This window comes from Lacrimispora sp. YZC11 (genome assembly GCF_057543815.1).
This window is the reverse complement of sequence record NZ_BAAJYQ010000021.1, coordinates 169070-190727: the sequence shown is the minus strand read 5'-3', so window position 1 is coordinate 190727 and position 21658 is coordinate 169070. Positions and strand designations below refer to the sequence as shown.

Genomic DNA, 21658 nt, shown 5'->3' with positions numbered 1-21658 from the left:
TGTTTTCGCCGTGCTATATTTATGGTAACTAAACAAAGGAGGACGGATGTCTATGAAGCACAAAAGAAAAAAGCATATTTTTACAAAGTTGCTATTCGGTATCTCCATTCCAGTTGTATTCATTTTTATTTTGTCAGGAGTTTTCATTTCAGGTAAGGCAGGAAAGAGCATGCAGGCCCAGTCGATACAGACGCTGGACTCAGCTTCCCTTGCGGCAGCAAACCAGGTGAATTCATTCCTGACTTTTTATTTGGCTGAGGTTAAGAGTGCGGCTGCCAGCAGCCAGGCGGAAGCCTTTCTCACAAATGCCACCGGAAAGGTAAGGCTGCCGGATTGTGAGGGGTATCCGGAGATAAAGAAAACCCTCGATAATATTCAGGCAACGGATAAGGAAAATATCCTTGCCGCATGGATTGCGGACCTGGATGTGAGCCAGGTGACCCAGTCGGATAATTTCACCTCGGAAGACGGATGGGATATTTCAAAAAGGCCCTGGTTCCGGGCCATGGAACTGGATCATCCGGTCCTGACTGAGCCTTATGTGGATGTCAGCACGGGTCAGACCATTGTCAGCGCTGTCAGCGGGGTGTTTGACAGCAAAACAGGGGAACCCTTAGGTGTGATGGGAGTTGATATAAAATTATCCCAGCTGGTTACGATTTTAGGAAATTATAAGATCGGAAAGACCGGCTCCGTTATCCTGGCAACAGAAGGCGGCCAGATCGTTTATCACCCCAACAATGATCTGATCCAGAAGACGATTTCCGATATTGACGTTTCCCAGAACATCAAGGATGCATTTGCAGGCCAGGCGGTTGGAAATTACGATTATACCATGGAAAAAGTTCCGTATTTTGGTTCCATTAACCGGGTAGGGGATTCGGGCTGGCTTGTTTTATCAAGCATTCATCAGTCAGAGGTGCTTTCCTCTAAAAAAGAGGTGGTAGGCATTATAACTACGGTCTTTACGCTGGGCTCTTTTGTCCTCTTTCTGATCATCTTTGTAATGGCCAGGGGGATATCCAATCCCCTTAGAAAATTATCCGTCATTGCGGAGAGGATCGCTGAGGGAGAGCTTGATCTTCAAGTGGATGTAACCGGCGATGATGAGATCGGTATGGTAGCAGCGTCCCTGGGGAATACGGTGAGCCAGCTAAAGAATTATGTGAATTATATCGATGAAATCGCCGCGGTATTAAACCAGATTGCAGAGAAAGATCTGGTTTTCCAGCTTCAATACGATTATAAGGGGGATTTTGAGAAGATTAAAAGATCCCTGCTCAAGATCAGAGGTACGCTCACCACTACCATGCAGCGGATCACCGTAACTTCTGATCAGGTGGCATACGGTTCCCAAAGCATTTCGGCCAGTTCCCAGGCTCTGGCCCAGGGAGCAACAGAACAGGCCAGCTCCGTGGAAGAACTGGCGGCAACGATCGGTGATATTTCCCATAAGATCGATCAGAATGCAAAAGATTCCACCGGGGCCAATGAACAGGCACTCCTTGCGTCCGGGGAGCTGGAAACCAGCAACCACCACATGAGGGAGCTGGTCTCAGCCATGGCGGAGATCAATGAAAGCTCCGGCGAGATCGGGAAGATCATTAAAGCCATTGAGGATATTGCCTTCCAGACGAACATTCTGGCCTTAAATGCGGCGGTGGAAGCGGCCCGTGCGGGAGAGGCTGGAAAAGGCTTTGCAGTAGTTGCCGATGAGGTGAGGAATCTGGCTTCCAAAAGCTCAGAAGCAGCAAAAAGCACGACCCATTTGATAGAAGAGTCCGTTCTAGCGGTGGCAAATGGCTCCAGGCTTGTGGATGAAGCGGCTGAATCCCTGGCAAATGCTGTGAACAGTACACGTTCTGTTTCCGAAATGATAGGAAGGGTATCGGAGGCTTCGGTACAGCAGTCGGAGGCGATCCGTCAGGTTTCTGTGGGAATTGATCAGATATCAGGCGTGGTTCAGACCAATTCGGCCACTGCGGAGGAAGGGGCCGCTGCAAGCGAGGAGCTTTCCGACCAGGCAGAGCTGTTAAAGGATCTGGTAAATGAATTTAAGTTTCATTAATGAATAACTAAAAAAGATGCCCGGTAAATGTTTTGGTTTACCGGGCATCCTATGGTTTATATGTATTGGTCAAGCTGTTTTTTTATTAATCAGAAAATCAGACAAAGATTCCAGAATATCTTTGTGATCATTATTATAGATGATAAGTTCCAGATCATCATCGGAACAAATGGACAGAACACCGAGAATAGATTTTGCGTCAATAATAACTTCTCCTTTGCACAAATCCATATCGTATTCGTACTTGGTAGTTGCCTTAATAAATGCAGTTGCTTCATCGATACCTCTTAAACGAATAGGGTATTTTTTCATATGGATTACCTCGCAATTAATAATTTCCAGTTACATCAAGATATTTTATTGACATGATTATAAGATAGTATGTAATAAATAAGTATGTCTAAATTTGCAGAAAAACCGTCCTTTCTTGCAAATAATGTAGAAATTATGGTATAATGAATTGGAAAATGGCATGGGGAACCTGCCATTTTGTAACTGGGAGGGGAAGCGTGAAAGAGGAACTTTTGAAATACTTAAAGGAGGCATCGGAAGCGAAGAATGGTATATGGAAAGAGACATCTTCGATTTTATGCCATCATGAAAAGGAACCGGGAAGCAATGTGGTTGATAAGGATTTGGTAATAGGTCAGGGAGAATTGATGGATATGCATTGTCAGCCGCCTGATGTTTCCATTCCGGATCATAGCCACAACTATGTGGAACTGGTTTATATGTATAGCGGATCTACGGTCCATAAGATTAACGGGGCCAGTATCCTGCGGTTGGATACCAATGATCTTTTACTATTAAGACAGGGAACAAGCCATGCCATTGAGCCCGCGGGCGAGAATGGTATTGCGGTTCATTTCTTTTTACTGCCAGAATTTTTTTTCTATCCGGAGATGATGACAGAGGCTGGAAGTGCACTGCGCCATTTTTTTACCAGGAATCCGTCGGGAAAGCATCTTGTGGCGGACTATCTTCACTTTCACTTGCAGGATATGCTGCCTGCTAAGAACCTGTTAGAAAATATGATCTGGTCGATGATGAAAGATAAAAAAGGCAGACAGGAAATTAATCAGGCGACTATGGGAATACTGATCATGGAATTGTTTCATAATGCAGATAAGGCAGAATTGCATGACATGGCTCAATATGAGGAAAAAGTTGCAATGACTGCATATCAATATCTGGAGAACAATTATCCTTCTGCAACTCTGGAAGAGTTTTCAACCCTATCCATGCAGCCGCCTTATTATATCAGCCGTTTGTTTAAACGGCATTATCAGGTGACGTTTACGGAATGCTTACAGCTGATCCGTTTGATGAAGGCGGCAGTTCTTCTTACCTCAACATCGATACCGGTGGAAGAGATTATTGTGGAAGTTGGATATGAAAACAGCAGCTATTTTCACCGGCTGTTTAAGGAACGGTATGGCATGACACCCAAGCAGTACAGAGATAAGTCTAAGTGCCAATTCTGAAAAGATTATGAAATATTTCCCAGGGACATTGACTTTCGACCCGTACGTTATTATAGTTAATGCAAAGTGAAAAGGGGCGGCAGATACAGGATGAATGGATTTAGAGAACGTTTTGCACGTTTTATGATCGGAAGATACGGCATGGACAGGCTGGGACAGTTTTTAAACGCTGCTGCTTGTGTTTTTCTAGTGGCCGGATTGTTCAATGGCAGCAGATGGCTGGATATTGCGGCCTTGGTTTTTCTGGTTTTATGCTATTTTCGTGTGTTTTCAAAGAATATTGGAAGACGCTTCGAAGAAAGCCAGAAATTTGAACGCATCTGGTTTCGGGTCTCGGAAGTATTCCGAAAGTGGCGTTTCAAGCTTCAGCAAAGCAGGAAATATCATATTTATAAATGCCCCAATTGCAGGCAGAAGATCAGGATTCCAAGAGGAAAAGGGAAGATCAGCATTCATTGTCCGAAATGCGGCACCGATTTTATAAAAAAAAGCTAACAGTAATATAGAAGGGAATAATTATGAATTTACAATTTAAGCCGATTGAGGCAGAGGATATAAAGAAGATAGCGCCTTTTTATGCCTTGCGGCCCAACAGGACCTGTGACAGCGTATATTTAGACAGTTTTATCTGGAGAGATTATTACCATGTTAAATATGCCATAAGCGATGATAAGGCATTGCAGTTTTTGATGGAAAAGGACGGAGAGCCTTTTTCCGCAATGCCCATGTGCAAAGAGGAAGATCTTCCTCGCTATTTCCAGGAAATGGTAGATTATTTTAATCAGGTTTTAAAAAAGCCTCTTCGTATCTTTCTTGCGGATGAAGAGGCAATTAATTTCTTAAAGCTGGATCCGGAAAAGTTTGAAGTTAAGGAACAAGAGGATTTAAAGGATTATCTTTATGACGGGGATGCCATGAGGACCCTGGCGGGGAAAAAGCTTCATAAGAAGAAAAATCATTTAAACTCCTTTTTAAGGGAATACGAAGGCAGGTATGAATACCGGACCCTTTGCTGTTCAGACCGGGATAATGTGCTGGAATTTTTGGATGATTGGTGGGAAAATAAGGTGGAAGCTGCGGAATTTGTCCGGCAGCTGGACTATGAGGTAATGGGGATCCATGATATATTAAAGAACTGTTCCTTGCTTAACGTGAGGATGGCAGGCGTTTATATCGATGGAACTTTAAAAGCCTTTACCATCGGTACCTACAACCCCTTTGAAAACATGGCAGTCATCCACATTGAAAAGGCTGACCCAGCTGTTAAGGGGCTTTATCAGTTTATTAACCAGCAGTTTTTGATTCATGCTTTCCCGGAAAATCCGGTGCTTATCAACCGGGAAGATGATGTTGGAATGGAAGGCCTGCGAAAGGCGAAAATGTCTTATTACCCCATTGATTTTGCAAGAAAGTACGGAGTCGTTCAGAAGGGCTTTTAACTATGATAAGGTATTTGAAGCAGGAAGAAAAAGGCGAGAGCCGGGCGCTGTGGGAAAAGGTTTTTTCTGAGGATTCCCAGAGCTTTATGGATTATTATTATTCGGACAGGGTAAGGAAAAATAAGATTCTCACCGCCTGGAAAGAGAATCGGGTGGCAGCCATGCTGCACCGCAATCCTTACGAGGTGGTGGTCAAGGACCGTATATGGAAGATTGACTATATTGCCGGGGTTGCTACGGATCCGGAATGCCGCCATCAGGGATATATGAGGCGGCTTTTAAGCCGCTGTTTTTCCGATATGTATATGGAGCGGATGGGGTTTTGTTTTCTGGTGCCCGCCGATCCGGCAATTTACTTTCCTTTTGATTTTACCTATATCTGCGATTTGCCGGAAGTGGCGTTGAACGAAAAAGGACGGCTGCACCTTAGCCGCCGCGCTTTTGTGGAGCGGTCGGCTGAATGCAGGGAAGCTGCAAGGTTTGTGGGAAGGCAGCTGGAAAAGAGATATGAGGTCTATGCACTCAGGGATGAGGAATATTATCTGAATTTAAGCAGGGAAGTCAGAAGCGACAGAGGAGATCTGATTCTTCTTTTCACCAGAGATGAGAGAGAAAGACTGGCCGGTGTGTGGGCTTATTACGGAGAAACGGCAGAAAATCAAAGAGAGCTTATTGGTCTTCCTGATTATGTAAAGGAAACAGGTCCGTTAAAGCCGGCTGTTATGGGCAGGATCATTCATCTGGAACAGTTTGTTTCTGTGATACGCTTAAAAGACGAATGCCCGGTCAGCGAGATGGAGCTGTTTATTGAGGTTAAGGATGACTTTATCCGCCAGAATGACGGAGTGTTCCGGTGGAGGCTGAGCCAGGAAGGCTCCTCTCTTATCCCGGCAAAAGATGAGGATGGGATCAAACCGCATCTGTCCATGGGGATCAGTGAAATGACCTACTGGCTGTTTGGATATGGGATGCCAGCCGTACCAGAGGACAGAAGGTCTATGATGGAACGAATCCGGCCTTTAAAGGGAGTTTTTTTTGACGAAATCACTTAAGAACTTTCGCTGGAAGGGAAAAGATACAGGTCGGCTTTGGCGGGTTCGCTTGAATCCGCCTTATATTTTAGCAAAAGTCCGGCAGCAGAAATTGCCGCTGGGGCGTAGTGAGAAACATGAATAAAAGACTAACGATTAAAGAAAGTCAAGTAAAAGCTCAACTTTTGAGTAAAGTGTAGAAAAACATTAGTGGTAGGTGGAAAGAACCAATCCACAGTATCTTAAAACAACATAGCCTAACCCATAGAAAAGAATTGACTATGACAATAATACTAGGAGGAAAAGGTATGTATCAGGCAGCGGAAAACAGATATGAGAAAATGGAATACAAGCGTTGCGGAAGAAGCGGAGTATTACTTCCCATGGTATCCCTGGGTTTATGGCAGAATTTTGGCCTGGAGAAGCCTTTGCAGGAGCAGCGTGAGATTCTTTTAAGGGCATTTGATATGGGAATCACTCATTTTGACCTGGCTAACAACTATGGCTCTCCGGCATTAGGGAAGGCGGAGGAGAATTTTGGAGAAATTTTTAAAAGTGACCTGGGAAGATACCGGGACGAGCTGATCATTTCCACCAAGGCCGGATTTGATATGTGGCCCGGACCTTATGGAAACTGGGGTTCCAGAAAGTACTTAATGGCCAGCCTGGACCAAAGCTTAATACGGATGGGGCTGGACTATGTGGACATTTTCTACCACCACAGGCCGGATCCGGAGACACCCTTAGAGGAAACCATGAGGGCGCTGGCTGACATCGTGAGACAGGGAAAGGCTCTTTATGTGGGAATCTCCAATTACGGTGATCAAGAGGCAAGAGATGCGGTCCTTATGTTAAAGGATATGGGAGTCCCCTGCCTGATTCATCAGCCAAGATACAACATGTTTGAAAGAGGGGCAGAAGATGGATTGTTTTCCACGCTTCTCGAAAACGGCGTAGGCTGTATCTGTTACAGCCCTCTTGCTCAGGGAGCGCTGACGGATAAGTATTTAAAGGGAATCCCTCAGGAATCCAGAGCCGCAAGACAGGGAACGACCGTAGGCGGGCGTTATCTGTCAGAGGAAAAGTTAGAGCAGATAAGACAGTTAAATGAGTTGGCCCTTGAGCGTGGACAGACACTGGCCCGGATGGCTCTCTCCTGGGTACTTCGGGAAAAGGCAGTGACTTCCGTTCTGATCGGAGCCAGCAGCGTAAAACAGCTGGAGGACAGCGTGTCTTGTCTTGATAATCTTAAATTTACACAGGAAGAATTGGAAAAGATTGATTCTATTTTAAAATAAGTAAGAAGCAATGGAAATTTGTCATGGATGGAAGGGGCAGCGAATGATATGAATTATGTGGTTGGAGATATTGTGAAACTTAAAAAACCCCATCCCTGCGGAAGCCAGGAGTGGGAAATTTTGAGAGTCGGTGCGGATTTCCGCTTAAGATGCATGGGCTGCAGTCATCAGGTCATGGTGCCAAGGAAGCTGGTCGAGAAGAACACCAGGGGCCTAAAAGGACAGGATGGCCTGCCAAAGACCTAAAATGATGGAAGACAGAGGAAAAAGTTCGGGAAAATGAGAAAAGGACTTGCTTTTATCAGATGTTTCCGGTATAATATTAATCCGTGACATATAGATTCCTTGCTCCTGAAACTGAAAGCAGGGGCCAGAGACCACAAGGAGGTAAAGAAGCATGAACAAGTATGAGTTAACCGTTGTTATTAACGCAAAGCTCGAAGATGAAGAGAGAGCAGCAGCCATGGAAAAAGTTACAGGTTACATCACTCGTTTCGGTGGCGCTGTAACAAACGTTGATGAATGGGGTAAGAAGAGATTAGCTTACGAGATTCAGAAAATGAAAGAAGGATTCTACTACTTCATCAAATTTGATGGCGATTCCACAACTCCCAACGAGTTGGAAGCACACATTCGTATTATGGAGCCTGTCATCAGATACTTATGCGTTAGACAAGAGGCATAATAGATAAAGAAAGCGTGATCGTATGAACAAAGTAATCCTTATGGGCAGATTGACCCGTGATCCAGAAGTAAGATATTCCCAAGGAGAGCGTGCTATGGCAGTCGCAAGGTATTCCCTTGCAGTTGACCGCAGAGGCCGCAGGAATCAGGACGGCAATGAGCAGACAGCCGACTTTATCAATTGCGTAGCATTTGACAGAGCAGGAGAGTTTGCGGAGAAATATTTCCGTCAGGGCATGAGAGTACTGATTTCCGGAAGGATCCAGACTGGAAGTTATACGAATAAAGACGGCATTAAGGTTTATACAACAGATATCGTTGTAGAAGATCAGGAATTCGCAGACAGCAAGGGCGGAGCTTCCGGAGAAGGCGGCGGCGGTTATCAGCCAGTCTCCAGACCGGCCCCCTCCAGTGCAATCGGCGATGGATTTATGAATATTCCGGATGGAGTCGAAGACGAAGGACTTCCATTCAACTAAATCTAACAGGAGGTAGTACCAATGGCATATAATAAGAATGATAAAGCTGATGGCGCTAAGTTCAAAAGAGGCGGCATGCGCAGAAGAAAAAAAGTATGCGTATTCTGCGGAGAGAAGAACGGCGTAATTGATTACAAGGATGTAAACAAATTAAAAAGATATGTATCTGAGAGAGGAAAAATCCTTCCTAGACGTATCACTGGCAACTGCGCAAAGCATCAGAGAGCGCTTACTGTTGCAATTAAGAGAGCAAGACATATCGCTCTTATGCCTTACACTATGGAGTAAATCCTTATTTTATAAGGGTTTGCGAGTAGGGTAGATAGAGTTTAAACAATTTTAAACAAATCGGGATGATTTTTTCGGAGTGTTTTGATACTGAAAAAAGAGTTCGGTGATAAGAAGGACTTCACATGAGAATGTGGGGTCTTTTTTGTTGTCTTTATTTGTTGAAGAATGAAGTATGATACATATTATTATTTATGATATCATTTGTCTTATTTGATGGAGTAATTAAGCGATAAACATAATAGTTTAAAAATATAGCCATATTCTGGTAATAAGTAGCAATATAGTATATAATAGCTAATTATAGGATCAAGTTTTATTATGAATTGAAATATATATCAATAGTGCTATATATTTTCAGTAGATAGATAAAAATAATTTGAGAATCTAAGGAGGAATAACCATGAGTACAGCAGAGATTGTTGCTAATATTATTGCTAGTATAGCATTACTATTAGCAATTGTTTCATTTGTATATACTTGGAAAACAAATACAAAAAAATTCGAATTGACCGAACAATATAGAAATAATTTGCTGCAATGGTACCAAGAAACTACTATAATACTGATACAGCTTAAATTACTGATAGAATCAGGCGGTTTAGTTGAATCACAGAAATATGAATTACTTTCAAAATTATCCTCACAAATTGAACTTGGAAGATTTTACTTTCCAAATATAGATAAAGGCGATTCCTTTGGAAAAGAAAAACCAACAGCATACCAAGGTTATCGTCATATAGCTCTTGAATTTCTGGTTTTTTCCTATAATATTTTTATTCGAGCAGATGCAGTACAGTATTTACAACATGCTACGGAGTTGCAACGTCACTTCACTTCTTACATTTACGAGTTATTGCAACCTAAAGCATTTAACAGATCTATTTGTAAATATACAACGGTCATTTTCGATAAAAATATTGTTTTAGAGGAATTCTTAAAGAAGGATCCTAAAGATTTTATTTTCTATAGTTAATAATAAGTTTATATTTTCGCGCATACAGTACTTATTTATATAATGCAGTTGGACTATAAAAAGATTTCGCATGAGAGTGTGGGGTCTTTTTTATTACATAATGGGAAGTTCATAAAGAAGAGTGGTAAAGTAATAGCTTATGTCATTCTCTTTGTAAATTATAGAATAAGTAAATTATAAATAAGCACTTAATATTGGTTATAAATATTTAGTACTTTATTTTTAACTTCATCTTTGCTATGATCAAATACACAGGTACTTAAAAAGGGGGAACTTGATGAATATAATAAAAATCGAGGGAGTATCAGATTCATATCCTGAACTGGTAGATGGTACAACCGAGTGGTATTTTTGCAAAGATAGCAATAATTGTTTTTGTGATTTATATGAGGCGGAAGAAATCGTTAAATCTGGAGAAGTTTTTTCTGGTATGGTCTGTCATTTGATTCATTTTCCGGAAGGAACTGTTTACAGTCCATTTGAACGGAAGGAAAATGTATATATTGAGCAGCCAATCTGGGACAAGGGAACGTTATACTTTTTAGGTGTGGATTTTTACAAACAAAAAATACAGATATACAGCTATTTTCCAGATAGCCAAAGACTTAAAATGATAAAAGAACTACCTTTGGGGATAGTGGAAGATTGTTATAATCTTATGTTAAAAGTTTCGCCTCTAATGCTCTGCCGGGCTGGGAACAATGGAATCTATGAGATTGTTTGGCCAGAAAATAAAAAAATAGAGATAGGGGAAACGGAAGGATTACTATTTCGTGATGGAGATGATTTATATTTTTTCGAATGGTATGAAGATCCGGAATATCATGAAAATGTTATAATAAGAGATTTTGATACGGGAAAGGTAAAAGAAAAAATTTCTGGTTATCTATGTAAATTACCGAATGGAGTGTATTGGAAAGTTTAATCCGTAATTCCTATTTGTCTGGAATTTTAACTTCTTATTATGTTTATATAAATAGGAAGTTGCAGTTTATATTATTTATATAGTATAAAGTAGAGTAACTACACAAAAAAAGTACGCAAGATGTAAAGCACATAACCTTAAATTTGTTAATATATCAAATGACGGAGGTAATTATGAATAGCAGCAAAACTTTTGACGGCGTTATAATGTATCTGGAAAAGATTATAGTTGATGGTTGTGATATTGATTATAATGAAATATCTAAAATTGCTATGAGTCCGGCATCCTTATTTCAAATATGGTTTTCAATCTCATTCTGCATTTACCCGCGCATTCAAAGAGCATCATGGGATTACGCCTTCGCAAGCAAAGCTCGGGTCTGCAAAACTTAATGATTACCTTCCGATTAACTTTTCTGAAATGAGATTTATAGGAGGAAAACGAATAATGGCAGAAATGAAAAAAATTATCTACAAGGAAGCGGACGAACGCCTAATGGTTGGTATGTTCCGTGAAACTTCTTTTTCAAATGCTGGTCATGCATGGCAGGACTTTTTTCAAGGAGATACAATTGAGATACTTAACAAGCTGTCATATGTCAAATGCTGTGATGATATTGATGAAAATGACGGTATAGGCTTCATGTATGATTTTGGCGATAAACAGAACTTCAATATCATCATTGGTGACTTTGTACAAACCAATACCAAAATACCAGAAGGACTGTTTGCTAAATATATTCCTAAAGGTTTAGTTGCGCATGTTCAAATTGAGGGCAATAATATTGCAGATATACTCGATTCGGCATATTTGTTGATTACGGAAGCTATTGAAAAAACCGGTGGAGTCATTGACTATGAAAATTTCTATTGGTGTGAAGTTTATACCCATCAGCGTTATTCTGAGCCGCTAAGCCGAAGCGAAAAGGTAATCATAGATTACCTAATGCCTGTTAAAGAAAAATAATTGGGTTAAACGCCGCTATGGCAAATGAGCATTATGCGAAACGGTTTAGATCCAATTTGAGTAAAGGCTTACCCAAACTGATATGGAAAGTAAAGATACCCCATGAATTTGTATGAATTCATGGGGTGTTTTGCGAGAAAATGTAATGCCTAATAACTTTAAACACACACATAACTTCTTCCATTGATACAAGCGGCTTCTGTGTACCTTCCAAATTATTAATAATTCATCCTCGTTTTCGTTGATGAATTAATCGTTGAGGCTGGGCTTTTTCCGTATCTATCATCTTTTTTATCTGGTTCTTTATATCCCCAGCCAGTCCTTTAAGTATGTTTTTTTACGAATATCGTAATCATCATATTTTATCTGCAGTTCTTTCTCGGTCAGCAGATCGTAAATAGTTCCTAAAACTACCTGGACCACATTTGTGTAGACATTTTCTTCATCACGAATCGTGAAATTAGCACTGTGGATCTGACCCTCAATACCGGAAAATCCGAATTGCACGGAGGGAATGAGGTAACTCAAATCGCCAATGTCACCGGATGCGCCAGAAACTGGATTTTTAAGAATCCGTTCGGCTGTGCAAACGGTGAGCAAATTCTGGAAAACAACTTGAAGCAGCAGCTCAGACTGTTGAAGCGGCATATATCCGGTCTGATTTTCAATAGAACTTTTTAGATTTAGTGCATGGGCGCAATGGTTGGCACAGCTATCTAGTGACTGACAGGCTTCAAGCAGGTTGTTTAGCGAATTGGCCCGGATATAGGTTTCCAAAACGGCCTGGTCTGGAACCGTATTGACACTGCCGCTGCAATTGGTAATAACCGGAGCAATATGAATTCCTTGTTCTGGTGGAAACTGTTCCTTTAAAAAAGATAATGCATTGATAAATAACGTTGCTCCATGCATGGCATTGCGCCCCTGGTGGGCCAGTGCTCCGGAATGTGCGGCCTGTCCGGTGAAAATAATCCGCTTTTTTGTAAAACCGGTGAGGCTGCTGCCAATATCAAAGAGGGTATGTTCTTCGCTATTTACATGAGCTGATAAAATACAGTCAAGGTCATCGAAGAAACCATCGGCAATTAGATTCTGCTTTCCTGAAAAAAAACGAACTTTTCCGGCATGGACAAGGGCTTCCCGATATTCCAGATCAATAAATTCTTCGGCCGGGGTGGCGATAAAAGTAACGCTGCCGCCGGTTTCATCAAGAAGTCCGCTTTCTTTTATCAGCTTCATGGAAAAAGCCATATCAGCAACTTGGATGCTGTGTCCGCAGGAGTGAATTGCTTGTTTTTTATCGCCGCTACCGGCATAAACGGCATCCATATCGGCGACCAGAGCAATATGATAACCGGAGCCATTTCGATCTCCAATATCTGCGCGGACACCGGTCAGGGATTGATTGCCCTGACAGGAGATACCGTTGTTTTGAAAGAATGACAGGAGATGAGCGGAGGTCTTTTCTTCCCGGAATCCGACTTCGGGACAGGCAAAAAGTGTCCGGCCCAGCTCTTTTAGTTCTTGTTTTTGTTTTTCTAAGGAATCGGTCAGCATCTGTTTTTTAATTTTCATGTAAATACCTCCCTATTTCCAATCTGAATAAGGTCGGGTTCCACTTTTTTGATGTAAGCTTCCAGTGAATTGCGGTCGATCAGTGCCGGTATGACGCCTTGTCTGGCAACACTGAAGGCGGCAGCATATGTAGCGATTCGGGCAGCATGCTCAATCGGATACCCATCGGTTAAGTAAGCGGCCAATGCGCCAATGAAAGCATCAGCGGCCCCGGTGGTATCAATAGTCGAAAAATGGATCGCCGGCAGGTAACCGGTAAAAGTCGGATCTTTGATATAACATCCTGAATGTCCGAGGGTAATAATAACAGACTTGGCACCATGCCTGATAAATGCTTCTGCTTTTCCCTCTATTGTGGTTTCTTCCGGGCACAGCAGCTCTGCTTCTGTCTTATTGGGTACAAAGATATCTATGTACTTCATTAATGACGGGAGCAACCGCTTCATTGCTGCCGGTTTCAGGATGTTCCTTACACCGCATTCATGAGCCAGACGGGCGGCTGCTTCAACAGTGTTTTCCGGGATTTCTGTTTGTAATAAGCAATAGCTGGCATTTTGGAAGAGGTCCTTATGCATCAGGATTTCTTCTGGGCATAGGGTTTCGTTGGCACCGTTCAAAATTGTGATGGTGCTTTCCCCGTTGTCCTGAAGGTGGATATACGCCTTGCCGGTCTCGGCCTGGGGGTCGCGCAGAATTCCCAGAGTGTTTACGTGGTTTTCTTCTATAATCGAATAGACGAGAGCAGAGTCGTAATCATTACCTACTTTTCCGATCAGGGACACCCGATGTCCCAGTTTGGCGACAGCGACGGCCTGATTGGCACCTTTTCCGCCGGGACTGGTAAAGCTGGTATTTGTACTGGTAACCTGGCCTGGCTGAGGCAGTTCGGTTACATTCAGGATTACATCTGTGTTAATACTTCCAACTACAACAATCTGTTTGGTCTGGGAAAAATAAGGAACATCCAGGCTATGTGTGTTCTCTAACGGATAAGCGGTTTGGAAATTTTCTGTATTGAACTGCCTCTTTTCACATTTTTCAATGAGACGTTCACAAACAAAAGAACCGAATTCATAATTAGGAATGCGGATGCTGGATATTTTCGAAGGCTGGGTAATCCCCCGCAGATCATCCCTTAAGCTGATTAGTGAAAGGTTATATGGCATCTGCAGCCTTTTTTTTTCTAAATCTTCAACCAGCAATTGAGCGGAAGTAAAATGGGTACTGATAATGCCGGTCAGTAAATGTGCAAAGATCTGATTGTGCCATTCATCGTTTTCCTCGGGAAGAATCATGTTATCTCTAAAAGGAATCCCATGTTCGAGAAGGCATTTTTTGAAACCTTCAAGGGCTAATTTTGAACGGATGCTGCCACGCCTGATCAGGCATCCTACTTTTGTATGACCATAAGAAAGGAGGAGTTTGGTCGCCTCATAGCTGATTTGGGAAAAATCGATAAAATAATGATTCGCATCAAATGGGGCATTAATGCGGCAGACTTCAATTCTATATTTTTCAAAATATTGCTCGTGTTCTTTGCTTTCGTTATTCACCGGTTCCCAGATTACGCCGTCTACCTGACTTTTACATAGTGTAGTGATGTTTTTTAGTTCGGTTTCCAGTGACCCCAGACTGTCGTAGACCAGAAGTCCATAGCCGTTTTTTTGGGCTACGGCAATAGCGCCATTCAAAAACAGGCTCGATCTGGTGAAGGAATTAAGTAATACCCCTAATACAAAAGTCTTGGCCTCGGAAACAAGTTTGACACTGGCATAAGGCGTATAGTTATACTCTTTTACAATCTCGAGAACACGCTTACGGGTTTTTGGATTAATGCTGTCATCCTTGCCGTTTACGATTTTTGATACGGTTGATATAGATACACCCGCTAATTGGGCAATTTCTTTGATTGTCATGAGAACTCTCCATTTCATTGTTATAAATGAATTATGATACAGAAAGATATATTTGTCAACGACGAAGATAATGAAAGATGTAAAAAAGTACATAATAAATAGTTTTCCTAAAGTGTATTTTTATTAAAATTATATAATAGTAATTGACAAATGGAAAAAAAGTGATATTATTTAATAAAATAAACACTTTCGGAAAGCGTTATCCTATTGAAATAGTTCAAAGGCATAAGAGGAAAGGGAGGACGGCAATGGCAAAGAGAACATTTATTATTGACTGTGATACGGGTACTGATGATGCAATTGCGATTATAGCTGCTTTATACAGCCCGGAGATTGAACTGGCGGCTATTACTTCGGTAAATGGAAATGTATCGCACCAGCACACTTCACAGAATAATCTGAATCTGATGGAGTATCTTGGCGCTGATATTATGGTTGCCCGGGGAGCTGAGAAGCCCCTGTTTCTAAGAGCACCGCACTATGGTAACACTCACGGCCAGACAGGGCTTGGTGATATCGTGCTGCCAACTGCCACGACTAGTGATTTTGCAAAAGAAAATGCGATTGAGGTGATCCGTCGGAAAGCTGACGAACTGAAAGGTGAGTTGGAACTGCTTGTCATTGGCCCGATGACCAATATTGCCATTGCTCTTTCGCTCTATCCGGACATTGCAGAAAAGATCAAGCATATCTGGTTCATGGGCGGGGCAGTAAAAGGCGGAAATGTTTCCACCACAGCTGAATTTAATATCTGGGTGGACCCGGTAGCGGCCAGGCTGGTTTTAGCATCCGGGATTCCTTGCACAATGGTTGGCCTGGATGTGACGGAACTGGCAATTCTGAATCATCAGGATGCAAAAATTTTAAGTAGTATGGGAACAAAAGCTGCGGTGCTGACAGCCGATATTCTGGATTATATGTTCAGGCGGAATGAAAATGGCGGTGAGGATGCGATGATGCACGATGCCCTGGCCCTGGCGGCGGCGTTGTGTCCGCAGTGTCTGGTATATAAAGATTACTTTGTCGATGTTGAGTGCATGGATTCCTATACGGTGGGACATACGGCAGTAGATTTAAGAAATACCCTGGGACGGCAGCCCAATGTGAAAGTAGCAGTGGACATCCACGTCGATTTATTTAAGGAGTGGTTGATTGGCTGCATTGGCAACAGCCGTACACTATGAGTTCAGTAAAGAGCAAGTACTTTCCGATTGTTAAGGAGACTCAGTTTTATTCCAATATCCTGATATTAGCGGTACCGATCATCCTGCAGCAATTTTTGCGGGTTAGTGTTGATACGGCGGACAGCATTATGCTGGGACGGATTGATCAAGTACAAATGTCAGCAGTTTCCCAGGCGCAGCAGATATTTTTTATTTTTTATACTTTATGCAACGGTTTTTCAGCCGGATGCTGCGTACTGATTGCCCAATATTGGGGGCGCCAGGGCAGGGAAGAAATAAGAATACTATTTGCGACAGGTATTCGGGCAGTTGCTGTTTTCGGTACAGTGATTTCATTTCTGGTACTGACATTTCCCCGGATATTTATGCGGATTTACAGTAGTGATCCGGCCATCATCGAACTGGGGGCTTCTTATCTGCGGATCGCGGCCTGGATGTATCTTCCGTGTGGTGTTAGTACTATGATGTTTGCTTGCTGCCGGGGAATTGAACAGGTTAAGATATCATTTATTGCCAATGTGATTTCTTATCCGATTAACATTTTGCTGGATTATTGCCTGATTTTTGGTAAGTTTGGATTTCCTCAGATGGGAATACAGGGAGCAGCCCTGGGGGCAGTGATTGCCAGATTGGTGGAATTTGCTATTCTGGGAGTATTCGTCTTTAAAAAAGAAAAAAGAATTCAGATGAAAGTAAAAGATTTGCTGAAAACGGACAATCGGTTAAGCCGAAATTTTTACCTGGTTGGTATTCCGATTGTTGTCCATGAGTTTATCTGGTCAACGGGAACGACAGCGGGAAGTGCAATCACCGGGCAGATGAGTATCAGCGTCGTCGGCGGCTATAATATTGCAAATACATTCTACCAGTTGGTTGCCTGCGTTATGAATGGAATTTTACAGGCTTGCAGTGTTGCGATTGGTAAAGCTATCGGTTCAGGTCAGAAGAAGACGGAGATTAAAAAGCAGGCATACAGTGTTCTGGTTCTTGGACTTGTTGGAGGAATGATACTGGGGATGATAACGATTCTGTTTGGGATACCGTTTACAAAGCTTTACCGGCTGACTGATGAGACACGTACTTATGCCATACAATTTATGGCGATTCTGGCACTGATCTGGCCGTTTTCCGGTGTCGAGATGACCGGAATCATTGCTACTCTGCGGGCCGGGGGAGATGGGAAGACTGGTCTGGTCACAGATATCTTTACGATGTGGCTGATTACCATACCGCTTGCATCATTAGGTGCTTTTGTATTCAATTGGCCACCGGCGGCGGTGATCGGAATCATTAAAATTAATATTGTATTAGAAGCACTGGTGGGAGTCTGGCGGATCCGATCGATGAAGTGGGTCCGCAATCTGACATCGGGCTGAAAATAAAACAAGAAACCAAACAAAAAAGAGGAGGTTTTATATGAAAAAAGGTGTAAAGAAAGTAATCGCGGTCGTGATAGCCACGGCAATGGCAGCAGGTCTTACCGCATGTGGTTCGGGAGGAACAACAAAATCTTCCAGTGCAGTTGAAACCGGCAGCCAGGAAACAAAAACTGAGAGTGGGGCACCGGCTGGTAAGGGCAGCGAAAAAGGGCGGATTGCCTATATTGTCGGAAATTTAGGGGACAAGTCTTTTAACGATTCCGGTGAAGAGGGAATGAAAATATTACGTGCAGAAGGTTGGGATTGTAAGACTGTTGAAGCCGGCGATGAGACAAAAGCGGACAAATGGGAAGATGCCATGCTGGATACCATTGACGAAGGCTATGAATATATCGTAGCATCCTCTACATATCGTGATATTTTGATCCGCTTGGCGAAGGAATATCCGGAGGTTAAGTTTGTATGCTTTGATGATTCTATGGATGAATCTGAGATACCGGAAAACATGGCTCTGATTTTCTATGCCCAGAATGAGGGCTCTTACATGGTAGGACAGCTGGCCGCTGGTATGTCTGAATCGAAAGTTGTGGCGGTAAATGTGGGAATGGATAATCCGGTTATTGCTGATTTTGTCACCGGTTTTGTAAATGGTGTTCAGGATTACGATCCGGAGTGCAAAGTTGTTAAGGCGACAGTTGGTTCCTGGACGGATCCGGCCAAGATGAAAGAACTTTGTCTGTCGCAGGCAAGAGATAAAAAAGCTGATGTATTCTATCAAGTAGCTGGCGGAGCCGGCGGCGGTTTGTTTGAAGCCTGTAAAGAACTGAATACCTGGGCAATTGGTGTGGATTCCGATCAGTATCAGTATTATAAAAATTCCGAGAATCCGGAACTGGCTGATGTGATTTTAACATCCATGCTGAAAAATGTCGGTGATTCTTTTGTATCGTTTTTCCATGATGTTGAGACTGGAAAAGATGTCTGGAAGAAAGTGAACCGTCTGGGTCTGGCGGAAAGTTCGGTTGGATATGTTGATAATGATTTCTTCAAAGAAAACGTTCCGGAAGAAGTTCGTCAGAATATGGAAGAGGCACAGGCTAAGATCGTCAGCGGCGAAAAGTCAGTAAAATCTTACTATGATTTTGCGGATGAGGCCGAGTATCAGACAATGCTTGACAGTGTAGCACCTTAACAGAACAAAACGTAAACTGCCGGGATTTTTTACAGAAATTTCGGCAGTTTGCCGTAGGAGGAAGATATGTCTGGTGAAGTTTTGAGAATGGAGAACATTACTAAGATTTACAGTAATGGATTTGTTGCCAATAAGGGCATTACCTTTTGGCTGAATGAAGGTGAAATTCTGGCTCTGGTAGGGGAAAACGGAGCAGGAAAAACGACGTTGATGAAAGTTCTCTTCGGGCTGGAAAGTGCCCAGTCCGGACGTGTTCTGGTACAAGAGCAGGAGGTTCAGATTCAAAATACTCTGGACGCCATTGATAAAGGCATTGGAATGGTACATCAGCATTTTATGCTGGTACCGTCACTGACCGTAGCGGAGAATGTGGCTTTGGGAATCGAACCGATGAAAAAGGGAACGTTTGATTATAACAAAGCGGTGGAGATAACCAGAGAAGTAGCGGAAAAGTATAATTTTAATATTGATCCCAAGATGAAAGTGATGGATCTTTCGGTTGGCCAGATGCAGAAGGTTGAGATCATGAAAGTATTGATTCGAGGAGCGAAAATTATCATTTTGGATGAACCGACAGCGGTCCTGACGCCCCAGGAGACGGATGAATTGTTTGAACAGTTGATTCTGTTAAAAAACAACGGACATTCGATTATCTTTATCTCGCACAAGTTGGAAGAAGTAAAACGAATCTGCAGCCGTGTTACGGTCCTGCGCCATGGTTTTTGTCTGGGTAGTTATGAACTGGAAGATATGAGCGAAACCGATATCTCAAGACTGATGGTTGGCCGAGATGTCGTACTTAAGATTGATAAAGAGCAGCCGAAGCCCGGCGGGGTTGTTGTACATATCAAAAATCTGATTAAGATCAACGAAATGGGCAAGACCGTACTAGATGGTGTCTCTCTTGATATTCGTGCGGGTGAAGTAGTGGGCATTGCCGGTGTAGAAGGAAATGGCCAGAGTGAACTTTCTGATGTATTATCAGGACTTGGTATCTTCTCTTCCGGTGAAGTATCCATTAACGGAACCGGCATATCAGGTAAAACCGTTCACCAGATCCGGCAGTTGGGGCTGGCATTTATTCCAGAAGACAGAATGGTTTTTGGCTGTGCCGGAGATATGTCAATTCGGGATAATATTATTTCGGACCGTTATTTTCAGCCGCAGTACCGGAAGGGACCGTTTATTAACCGTAAACATATTGACCAGATTGTAGATCAGTGTATCAAAGATTTTGAAATTGCCTGCGATGATAGAAACCAGCCGGTACGGATGCTTTCCGGCGGTAATATCCAGAAGGTGGTGGTGGCCAGAGAGTTTACATCCGGCTGTAATTTTATTCTGGCCAATCAGCCGACCAGGGGAATTGACGTCGGCGCAGCGGAAATGATTCGTAAGACAATTGTCCGTAAATCAAGGGAAGAAAAGACGGCTTCCCTGCTGATCTCAGCCGATTTGAATGAAGTGCTGGAGTGTTCTGACAGACTGCTGGTTATGCGGAAAGGGAAGATTGTAGCAGCATTTAAGCAGGCGAATCTCGTTTCAGAAGATGAATTGGGGGAATATATGCTGGGTATTAAGACAATGACAGCAAAAGAAATGGAGGATGTGCTATGAGTAAAACAAGGCGAATAGAAACAACAGTCGAATTGGTACGCATCCTTGTTGCTATCGGCATTGCTTATGGGATTGCATTGGTTACGTTGTTTGCCATCAGTGATGATCCGGTCTACATTATTCAACAATTTGTGTTAGGTCCGTTTTCTTCCGTGCGGAGAGTCGGAAGCATAATTAATCTGGCGATTCCGTTTACATTTACCGGATTATGTTTCTGTTTTATGTATGCAGTGAATAAGTTTAATCTCTCCGGTGAAGGCATTTTTATGTTTTCAGGGTGTATTGTTTCTCTGGCAGCTATTTCATTAGGCGGAACGGGCTTGCCGACACCGGTTATGCTTTTGATCCTGCTGGCAGTTGGTGCGATAGTCGGGTTCTTAGTATCTGTGATTCCGGCATGGTTGGATGTTAAGTTTAAGGCCAATATTGTGGTGGTCTCCCTGATGCTTAACAGCATTCTGGCATTTTTATCGATCTGGGTGCTGAAATATTTCATGCGGGATCCGTCAATCGGTTCGCTGGGATCCTATATGATTCCGGAGTCGGCAAAGCTTCCCATGATCTTTGGAAAGTTCCGGGTTCAGTCGGGATTCTTTGTGGCTTTGATTGCTGTGGCTTTCGTTGGAATTTTGTTTTATAAGACCATTTTTGGATATAAGATGCGGGTTGTGGGAAGTAATCCGAACTTCGCCAAAGCAAGCGGTATCAACATGAACGGGACGATTATTCTGGCTCAGTTGGTTGGCGGTATTTTTGCCGGCATGGGCGGTACGTGTGAGATCCTGGGCAACTATGATCGTTACAAATGGGTCGTTAGTACCCAGCATGGCTTTGATGGCCTGATGGTAGCAGTTCTGGCGAGAAAAAATCCGATTCTGGTTCCGGTATCAGCGATTCTGCTGGCATATATCCGGATCGGTGCCGATGTTGTAAACTCCAAAGGTGATATTCCGATTGAGTTCATTACTGTTATCCAGGGGATCGTTATTCTTCTGGTAGCGGCTGAAGAATTCATGGGAAGATATAAGAAGAAACTGATCTATAAAGCAGCCCAGGAAGACATGAAGATGGACCGGGAAAGAGAAGCAAAGAAAATTTTGGCAGACAGTGCAGAAGAAGCCGGAAAGGAAAGCGTGGAGTAATATCCATGCAGGAAC

The 21658-nt window shown here is 42.8% G+C and carries 21 protein-coding genes; 18 read left to right on the top strand and 3 right to left on the bottom strand.

All coding sequences use genetic code 11. From position 1 onward, the window contains the following. Positions 1–52: 52 nt before the first annotated feature. Positions 53–2068, top strand: coding sequence for a methyl-accepting chemotaxis protein (locus AC27IJ_RS26010; protein ID WP_312502984.1), 2016 nt, complete (start codon positions 53–55; stop codon positions 2066–2068). A gap of 69 nt (positions 2069–2137) precedes the next feature. Here the strand turns inward: AC27IJ_RS26010 and AC27IJ_RS26005 are convergent, their stop codons facing one another. Continuing rightward, positions 2138–2380, bottom strand: a complete 243-nt coding sequence (locus tag AC27IJ_RS26005) for an HPr family phosphocarrier protein (protein ID WP_312443742.1) — start codon at positions 2378–2380, stop codon at positions 2138–2140. 197 nt (positions 2381–2577) lie between these two features. On the opposite strand from AC27IJ_RS26005, the gene AC27IJ_RS26000 reads away from it, so the two are divergent. The 12 genes from AC27IJ_RS26000 to AC27IJ_RS25945 all read left to right on the top strand — a co-directional run bounded on the left by AC27IJ_RS26000 (position 2578) and on the right by AC27IJ_RS25945 (position 11638). Then, positions 2578–3552 carry a helix-turn-helix transcriptional regulator gene (locus tag AC27IJ_RS26000; protein WP_487151464.1) on the top strand — a complete coding sequence of 325 codons (975 nt, stop codon included), beginning with the start codon at positions 2578–2580 and terminating at the stop codon, positions 3550–3552. 90 nt (positions 3553–3642) lie between these two features. Further along, entirely contained in the window at positions 3643–4047 is a 405-nt protein-coding gene (locus tag AC27IJ_RS25995; RefSeq protein WP_312443746.1) for a hypothetical protein, read from the top strand. Between the two features lie 23 nt (positions 4048–4070). Next, positions 4071–4991, top strand: coding sequence for a DUF2156 domain-containing protein (locus AC27IJ_RS25990; protein WP_312502987.1), 921 nt, complete (start codon positions 4071–4073; stop codon positions 4989–4991). 2 nt (positions 4992–4993) lie between these two features. Beyond that, positions 4994–6043 (top strand): GNAT family N-acetyltransferase, encoded by a 1050-nt coding sequence (locus AC27IJ_RS25985; RefSeq protein ID WP_312502988.1) that lies wholly within the window; start codon positions 4994–4996, stop codon positions 6041–6043. A 287-nt stretch (positions 6044–6330) separates the two neighbouring features. Beyond that, the gene (locus AC27IJ_RS25980) at positions 6331–7320 is read left to right on the top strand and encodes an aldo/keto reductase (protein ID WP_312502991.1); all 990 of its coding nucleotides are present in this window, start codon (positions 6331–6333) and stop codon (positions 7318–7320) included. Positions 7321–7368: 48 nt separating this feature from the next. Then, on the top strand, positions 7369–7566 hold the full coding sequence (locus AC27IJ_RS25975) for a DUF951 domain-containing protein (protein WP_312443751.1): 198 nt from the start codon (positions 7369–7371) through the stop codon (positions 7564–7566). Positions 7567–7717: 151 nt separating this feature from the next. Further along, positions 7718–8005 carry a 30S ribosomal protein S6 gene (gene rpsF / locus AC27IJ_RS25970; RefSeq protein ID WP_312443752.1) on the top strand — a complete coding sequence of 96 codons (288 nt, stop codon included), beginning with the start codon at positions 7718–7720 and terminating at the stop codon, positions 8003–8005. A gap of 22 nt (positions 8006–8027) precedes the next feature. Further along, the gene (locus AC27IJ_RS25965) at positions 8028–8483 is read left to right on the top strand and encodes a single-stranded DNA-binding protein (RefSeq protein ID WP_312443754.1); all 456 of its coding nucleotides are present in this window, start codon (positions 8028–8030) and stop codon (positions 8481–8483) included. A gap of 21 nt (positions 8484–8504) precedes the next feature. Beyond that, a complete protein-coding gene (gene rpsR, locus AC27IJ_RS25960; protein ID WP_100306367.1) occupies positions 8505–8771 on the top strand; it encodes a 30S ribosomal protein S18 in 267 nt (88 codons plus the stop codon). Positions 8772–9174: 403 nt separating this feature from the next. Further along, positions 9175–9747 carry a hypothetical protein gene (locus AC27IJ_RS25955; protein WP_312443756.1) on the top strand — a complete coding sequence of 191 codons (573 nt, stop codon included), beginning with the start codon at positions 9175–9177 and terminating at the stop codon, positions 9745–9747. A 277-nt stretch (positions 9748–10024) separates the two neighbouring features. Then, positions 10025–10672 carry a hypothetical protein gene (locus AC27IJ_RS25950; protein ID WP_487151459.1) on the top strand — a complete coding sequence of 216 codons (648 nt, stop codon included), beginning with the start codon at positions 10025–10027 and terminating at the stop codon, positions 10670–10672. A gap of 447 nt (positions 10673–11119) precedes the next feature. Next, positions 11120–11638 (top strand): hypothetical protein, encoded by a 519-nt coding sequence (locus AC27IJ_RS25945; protein ID WP_487151457.1) that lies wholly within the window; start codon positions 11120–11122, stop codon positions 11636–11638. Positions 11639–11941: 303 nt separating this feature from the next. Here AC27IJ_RS25945 and AC27IJ_RS25940 read toward each other — a convergent pair whose 3' ends face one another. Continuing rightward, complete coding sequence (locus AC27IJ_RS25940; protein ID WP_487151455.1) at positions 11942–13213, bottom strand: M20/M25/M40 family metallo-hydrolase; 1272 nt, start codon at positions 13211–13213, stop codon at positions 11942–11944. Continuing rightward, entirely contained in the window at positions 13210–15129 is a 1920-nt protein-coding gene (locus AC27IJ_RS25935) for a PfkB family carbohydrate kinase (protein ID WP_312443762.1), read from the bottom strand. The genes AC27IJ_RS25940 and AC27IJ_RS25935 overlap by 4 nt, the downstream gene beginning before the upstream one ends. 248 nt (positions 15130–15377) lie before the next feature. On the opposite strand from AC27IJ_RS25935, the gene AC27IJ_RS25930 reads away from it, so the two are divergent. From AC27IJ_RS25930 to AC27IJ_RS25910, 5 genes are all read left to right on the top strand, one after another. Continuing rightward, on the top strand, positions 15378–16313 hold the full coding sequence (locus tag AC27IJ_RS25930) for a nucleoside hydrolase (protein ID WP_312443764.1): 936 nt from the start codon (positions 15378–15380) through the stop codon (positions 16311–16313). Further along, on the top strand, positions 16310–17689 hold the full coding sequence (locus AC27IJ_RS25925) for an MATE family efflux transporter (protein WP_487151452.1): 1380 nt from the start codon (positions 16310–16312) through the stop codon (positions 17687–17689). Before AC27IJ_RS25930 ends, AC27IJ_RS25925 begins: the two co-directional genes overlap by 4 nt. A 40-nt stretch (positions 17690–17729) precedes the next feature. Then, positions 17730–18884: a BMP family ABC transporter substrate-binding protein gene (locus AC27IJ_RS25920; RefSeq protein ID WP_312443768.1), complete on the top strand. Its 1155-nt coding sequence runs from the start codon at positions 17730–17732 to the stop codon at positions 18882–18884. 66 nt (positions 18885–18950) lie between these two features. Next, positions 18951–20501, top strand: coding sequence for an ABC transporter ATP-binding protein (locus AC27IJ_RS25915; RefSeq protein ID WP_312443770.1), 1551 nt, complete (start codon positions 18951–18953; stop codon positions 20499–20501). Next, positions 20498–21643, top strand: a complete 1146-nt coding sequence (locus AC27IJ_RS25910) for an ABC transporter permease (protein ID WP_312443772.1) — start codon at positions 20498–20500, stop codon at positions 21641–21643. Before AC27IJ_RS25915 ends, AC27IJ_RS25910 begins: the two co-directional genes overlap by 4 nt. Positions 21644–21658 lie beyond the last annotated feature (15 nt).

What these genes read in the sequence shown, in the direction of transcription:
- rpsR (WP_100306367.1), top strand. Translation starts at nt 8,505, where the DNA reads ATGGCATATAATAAGAATGATAAAGCTGATGGCGCTAAGTTCAAAAGA.
- AC27IJ_RS25930 (WP_312443764.1), top strand. Translation starts at nt 15,378, where the DNA reads ATGGCAAAGAGAACATTTATTATTGACTGTGATACGGGTACTGATGAT.
- AC27IJ_RS25975 (WP_312443751.1), top strand. Translation starts at nt 7,369, where the DNA reads ATGAATTATGTGGTTGGAGATATTGTGAAACTTAAAAAACCCCATCCC.
- AC27IJ_RS25935 (WP_312443762.1), bottom strand. Translation starts at nt 15,129, where the DNA reads ATGACAATCAAAGAAATTGCCCAATTAGCGGGTGTATCTATATCAACC.
- AC27IJ_RS25940 (WP_487151455.1), bottom strand. Translation starts at nt 13,213, where the DNA reads ATGAAAATTAAAAAACAGATGCTGACCGATTCCTTAGAAAAACAAAAA.
- AC27IJ_RS25955 (WP_312443756.1), top strand. Translation starts at nt 9,175, where the DNA reads ATGAGTACAGCAGAGATTGTTGCTAATATTATTGCTAGTATAGCATTA.
- AC27IJ_RS26010 (WP_312502984.1), top strand. Translation starts at nt 53, where the DNA reads ATGAAGCACAAAAGAAAAAAGCATATTTTTACAAAGTTGCTATTCGGT.
- rpsF (WP_312443752.1), top strand. Translation starts at nt 7,718, where the DNA reads ATGAACAAGTATGAGTTAACCGTTGTTATTAACGCAAAGCTCGAAGAT.
- AC27IJ_RS25980 (WP_312502991.1), top strand. Translation starts at nt 6,331, where the DNA reads ATGTATCAGGCAGCGGAAAACAGATATGAGAAAATGGAATACAAGCGT.
- AC27IJ_RS25995 (WP_312443746.1), top strand. Translation starts at nt 3,643, where the DNA reads ATGAATGGATTTAGAGAACGTTTTGCACGTTTTATGATCGGAAGATAC.
- AC27IJ_RS25920 (WP_312443768.1), top strand. Translation starts at nt 17,730, where the DNA reads ATGAAAAAAGGTGTAAAGAAAGTAATCGCGGTCGTGATAGCCACGGCA.
- AC27IJ_RS25925 (WP_487151452.1), top strand. Translation starts at nt 16,310, where the DNA reads ATGAGTTCAGTAAAGAGCAAGTACTTTCCGATTGTTAAGGAGACTCAG.
- AC27IJ_RS25950 (WP_487151459.1), top strand. Translation starts at nt 10,025, where the DNA reads ATGAATATAATAAAAATCGAGGGAGTATCAGATTCATATCCTGAACTG.
- AC27IJ_RS25910 (WP_312443772.1), top strand. Translation starts at nt 20,498, where the DNA reads ATGAGTAAAACAAGGCGAATAGAAACAACAGTCGAATTGGTACGCATC.
- AC27IJ_RS25915 (WP_312443770.1), top strand. Translation starts at nt 18,951, where the DNA reads ATGTCTGGTGAAGTTTTGAGAATGGAGAACATTACTAAGATTTACAGT.
- AC27IJ_RS25965 (WP_312443754.1), top strand. Translation starts at nt 8,028, where the DNA reads ATGAACAAAGTAATCCTTATGGGCAGATTGACCCGTGATCCAGAAGTA.
- AC27IJ_RS26005 (WP_312443742.1), bottom strand. Translation starts at nt 2,380, where the DNA reads ATGAAAAAATACCCTATTCGTTTAAGAGGTATCGATGAAGCAACTGCA.
- AC27IJ_RS25990 (WP_312502987.1), top strand. Translation starts at nt 4,071, where the DNA reads ATGAATTTACAATTTAAGCCGATTGAGGCAGAGGATATAAAGAAGATA.
- AC27IJ_RS25945 (WP_487151457.1), top strand. Translation starts at nt 11,120, where the DNA reads ATGGCAGAAATGAAAAAAATTATCTACAAGGAAGCGGACGAACGCCTA.
- AC27IJ_RS25985 (WP_312502988.1), top strand. Translation starts at nt 4,994, where the DNA reads ATGATAAGGTATTTGAAGCAGGAAGAAAAAGGCGAGAGCCGGGCGCTG.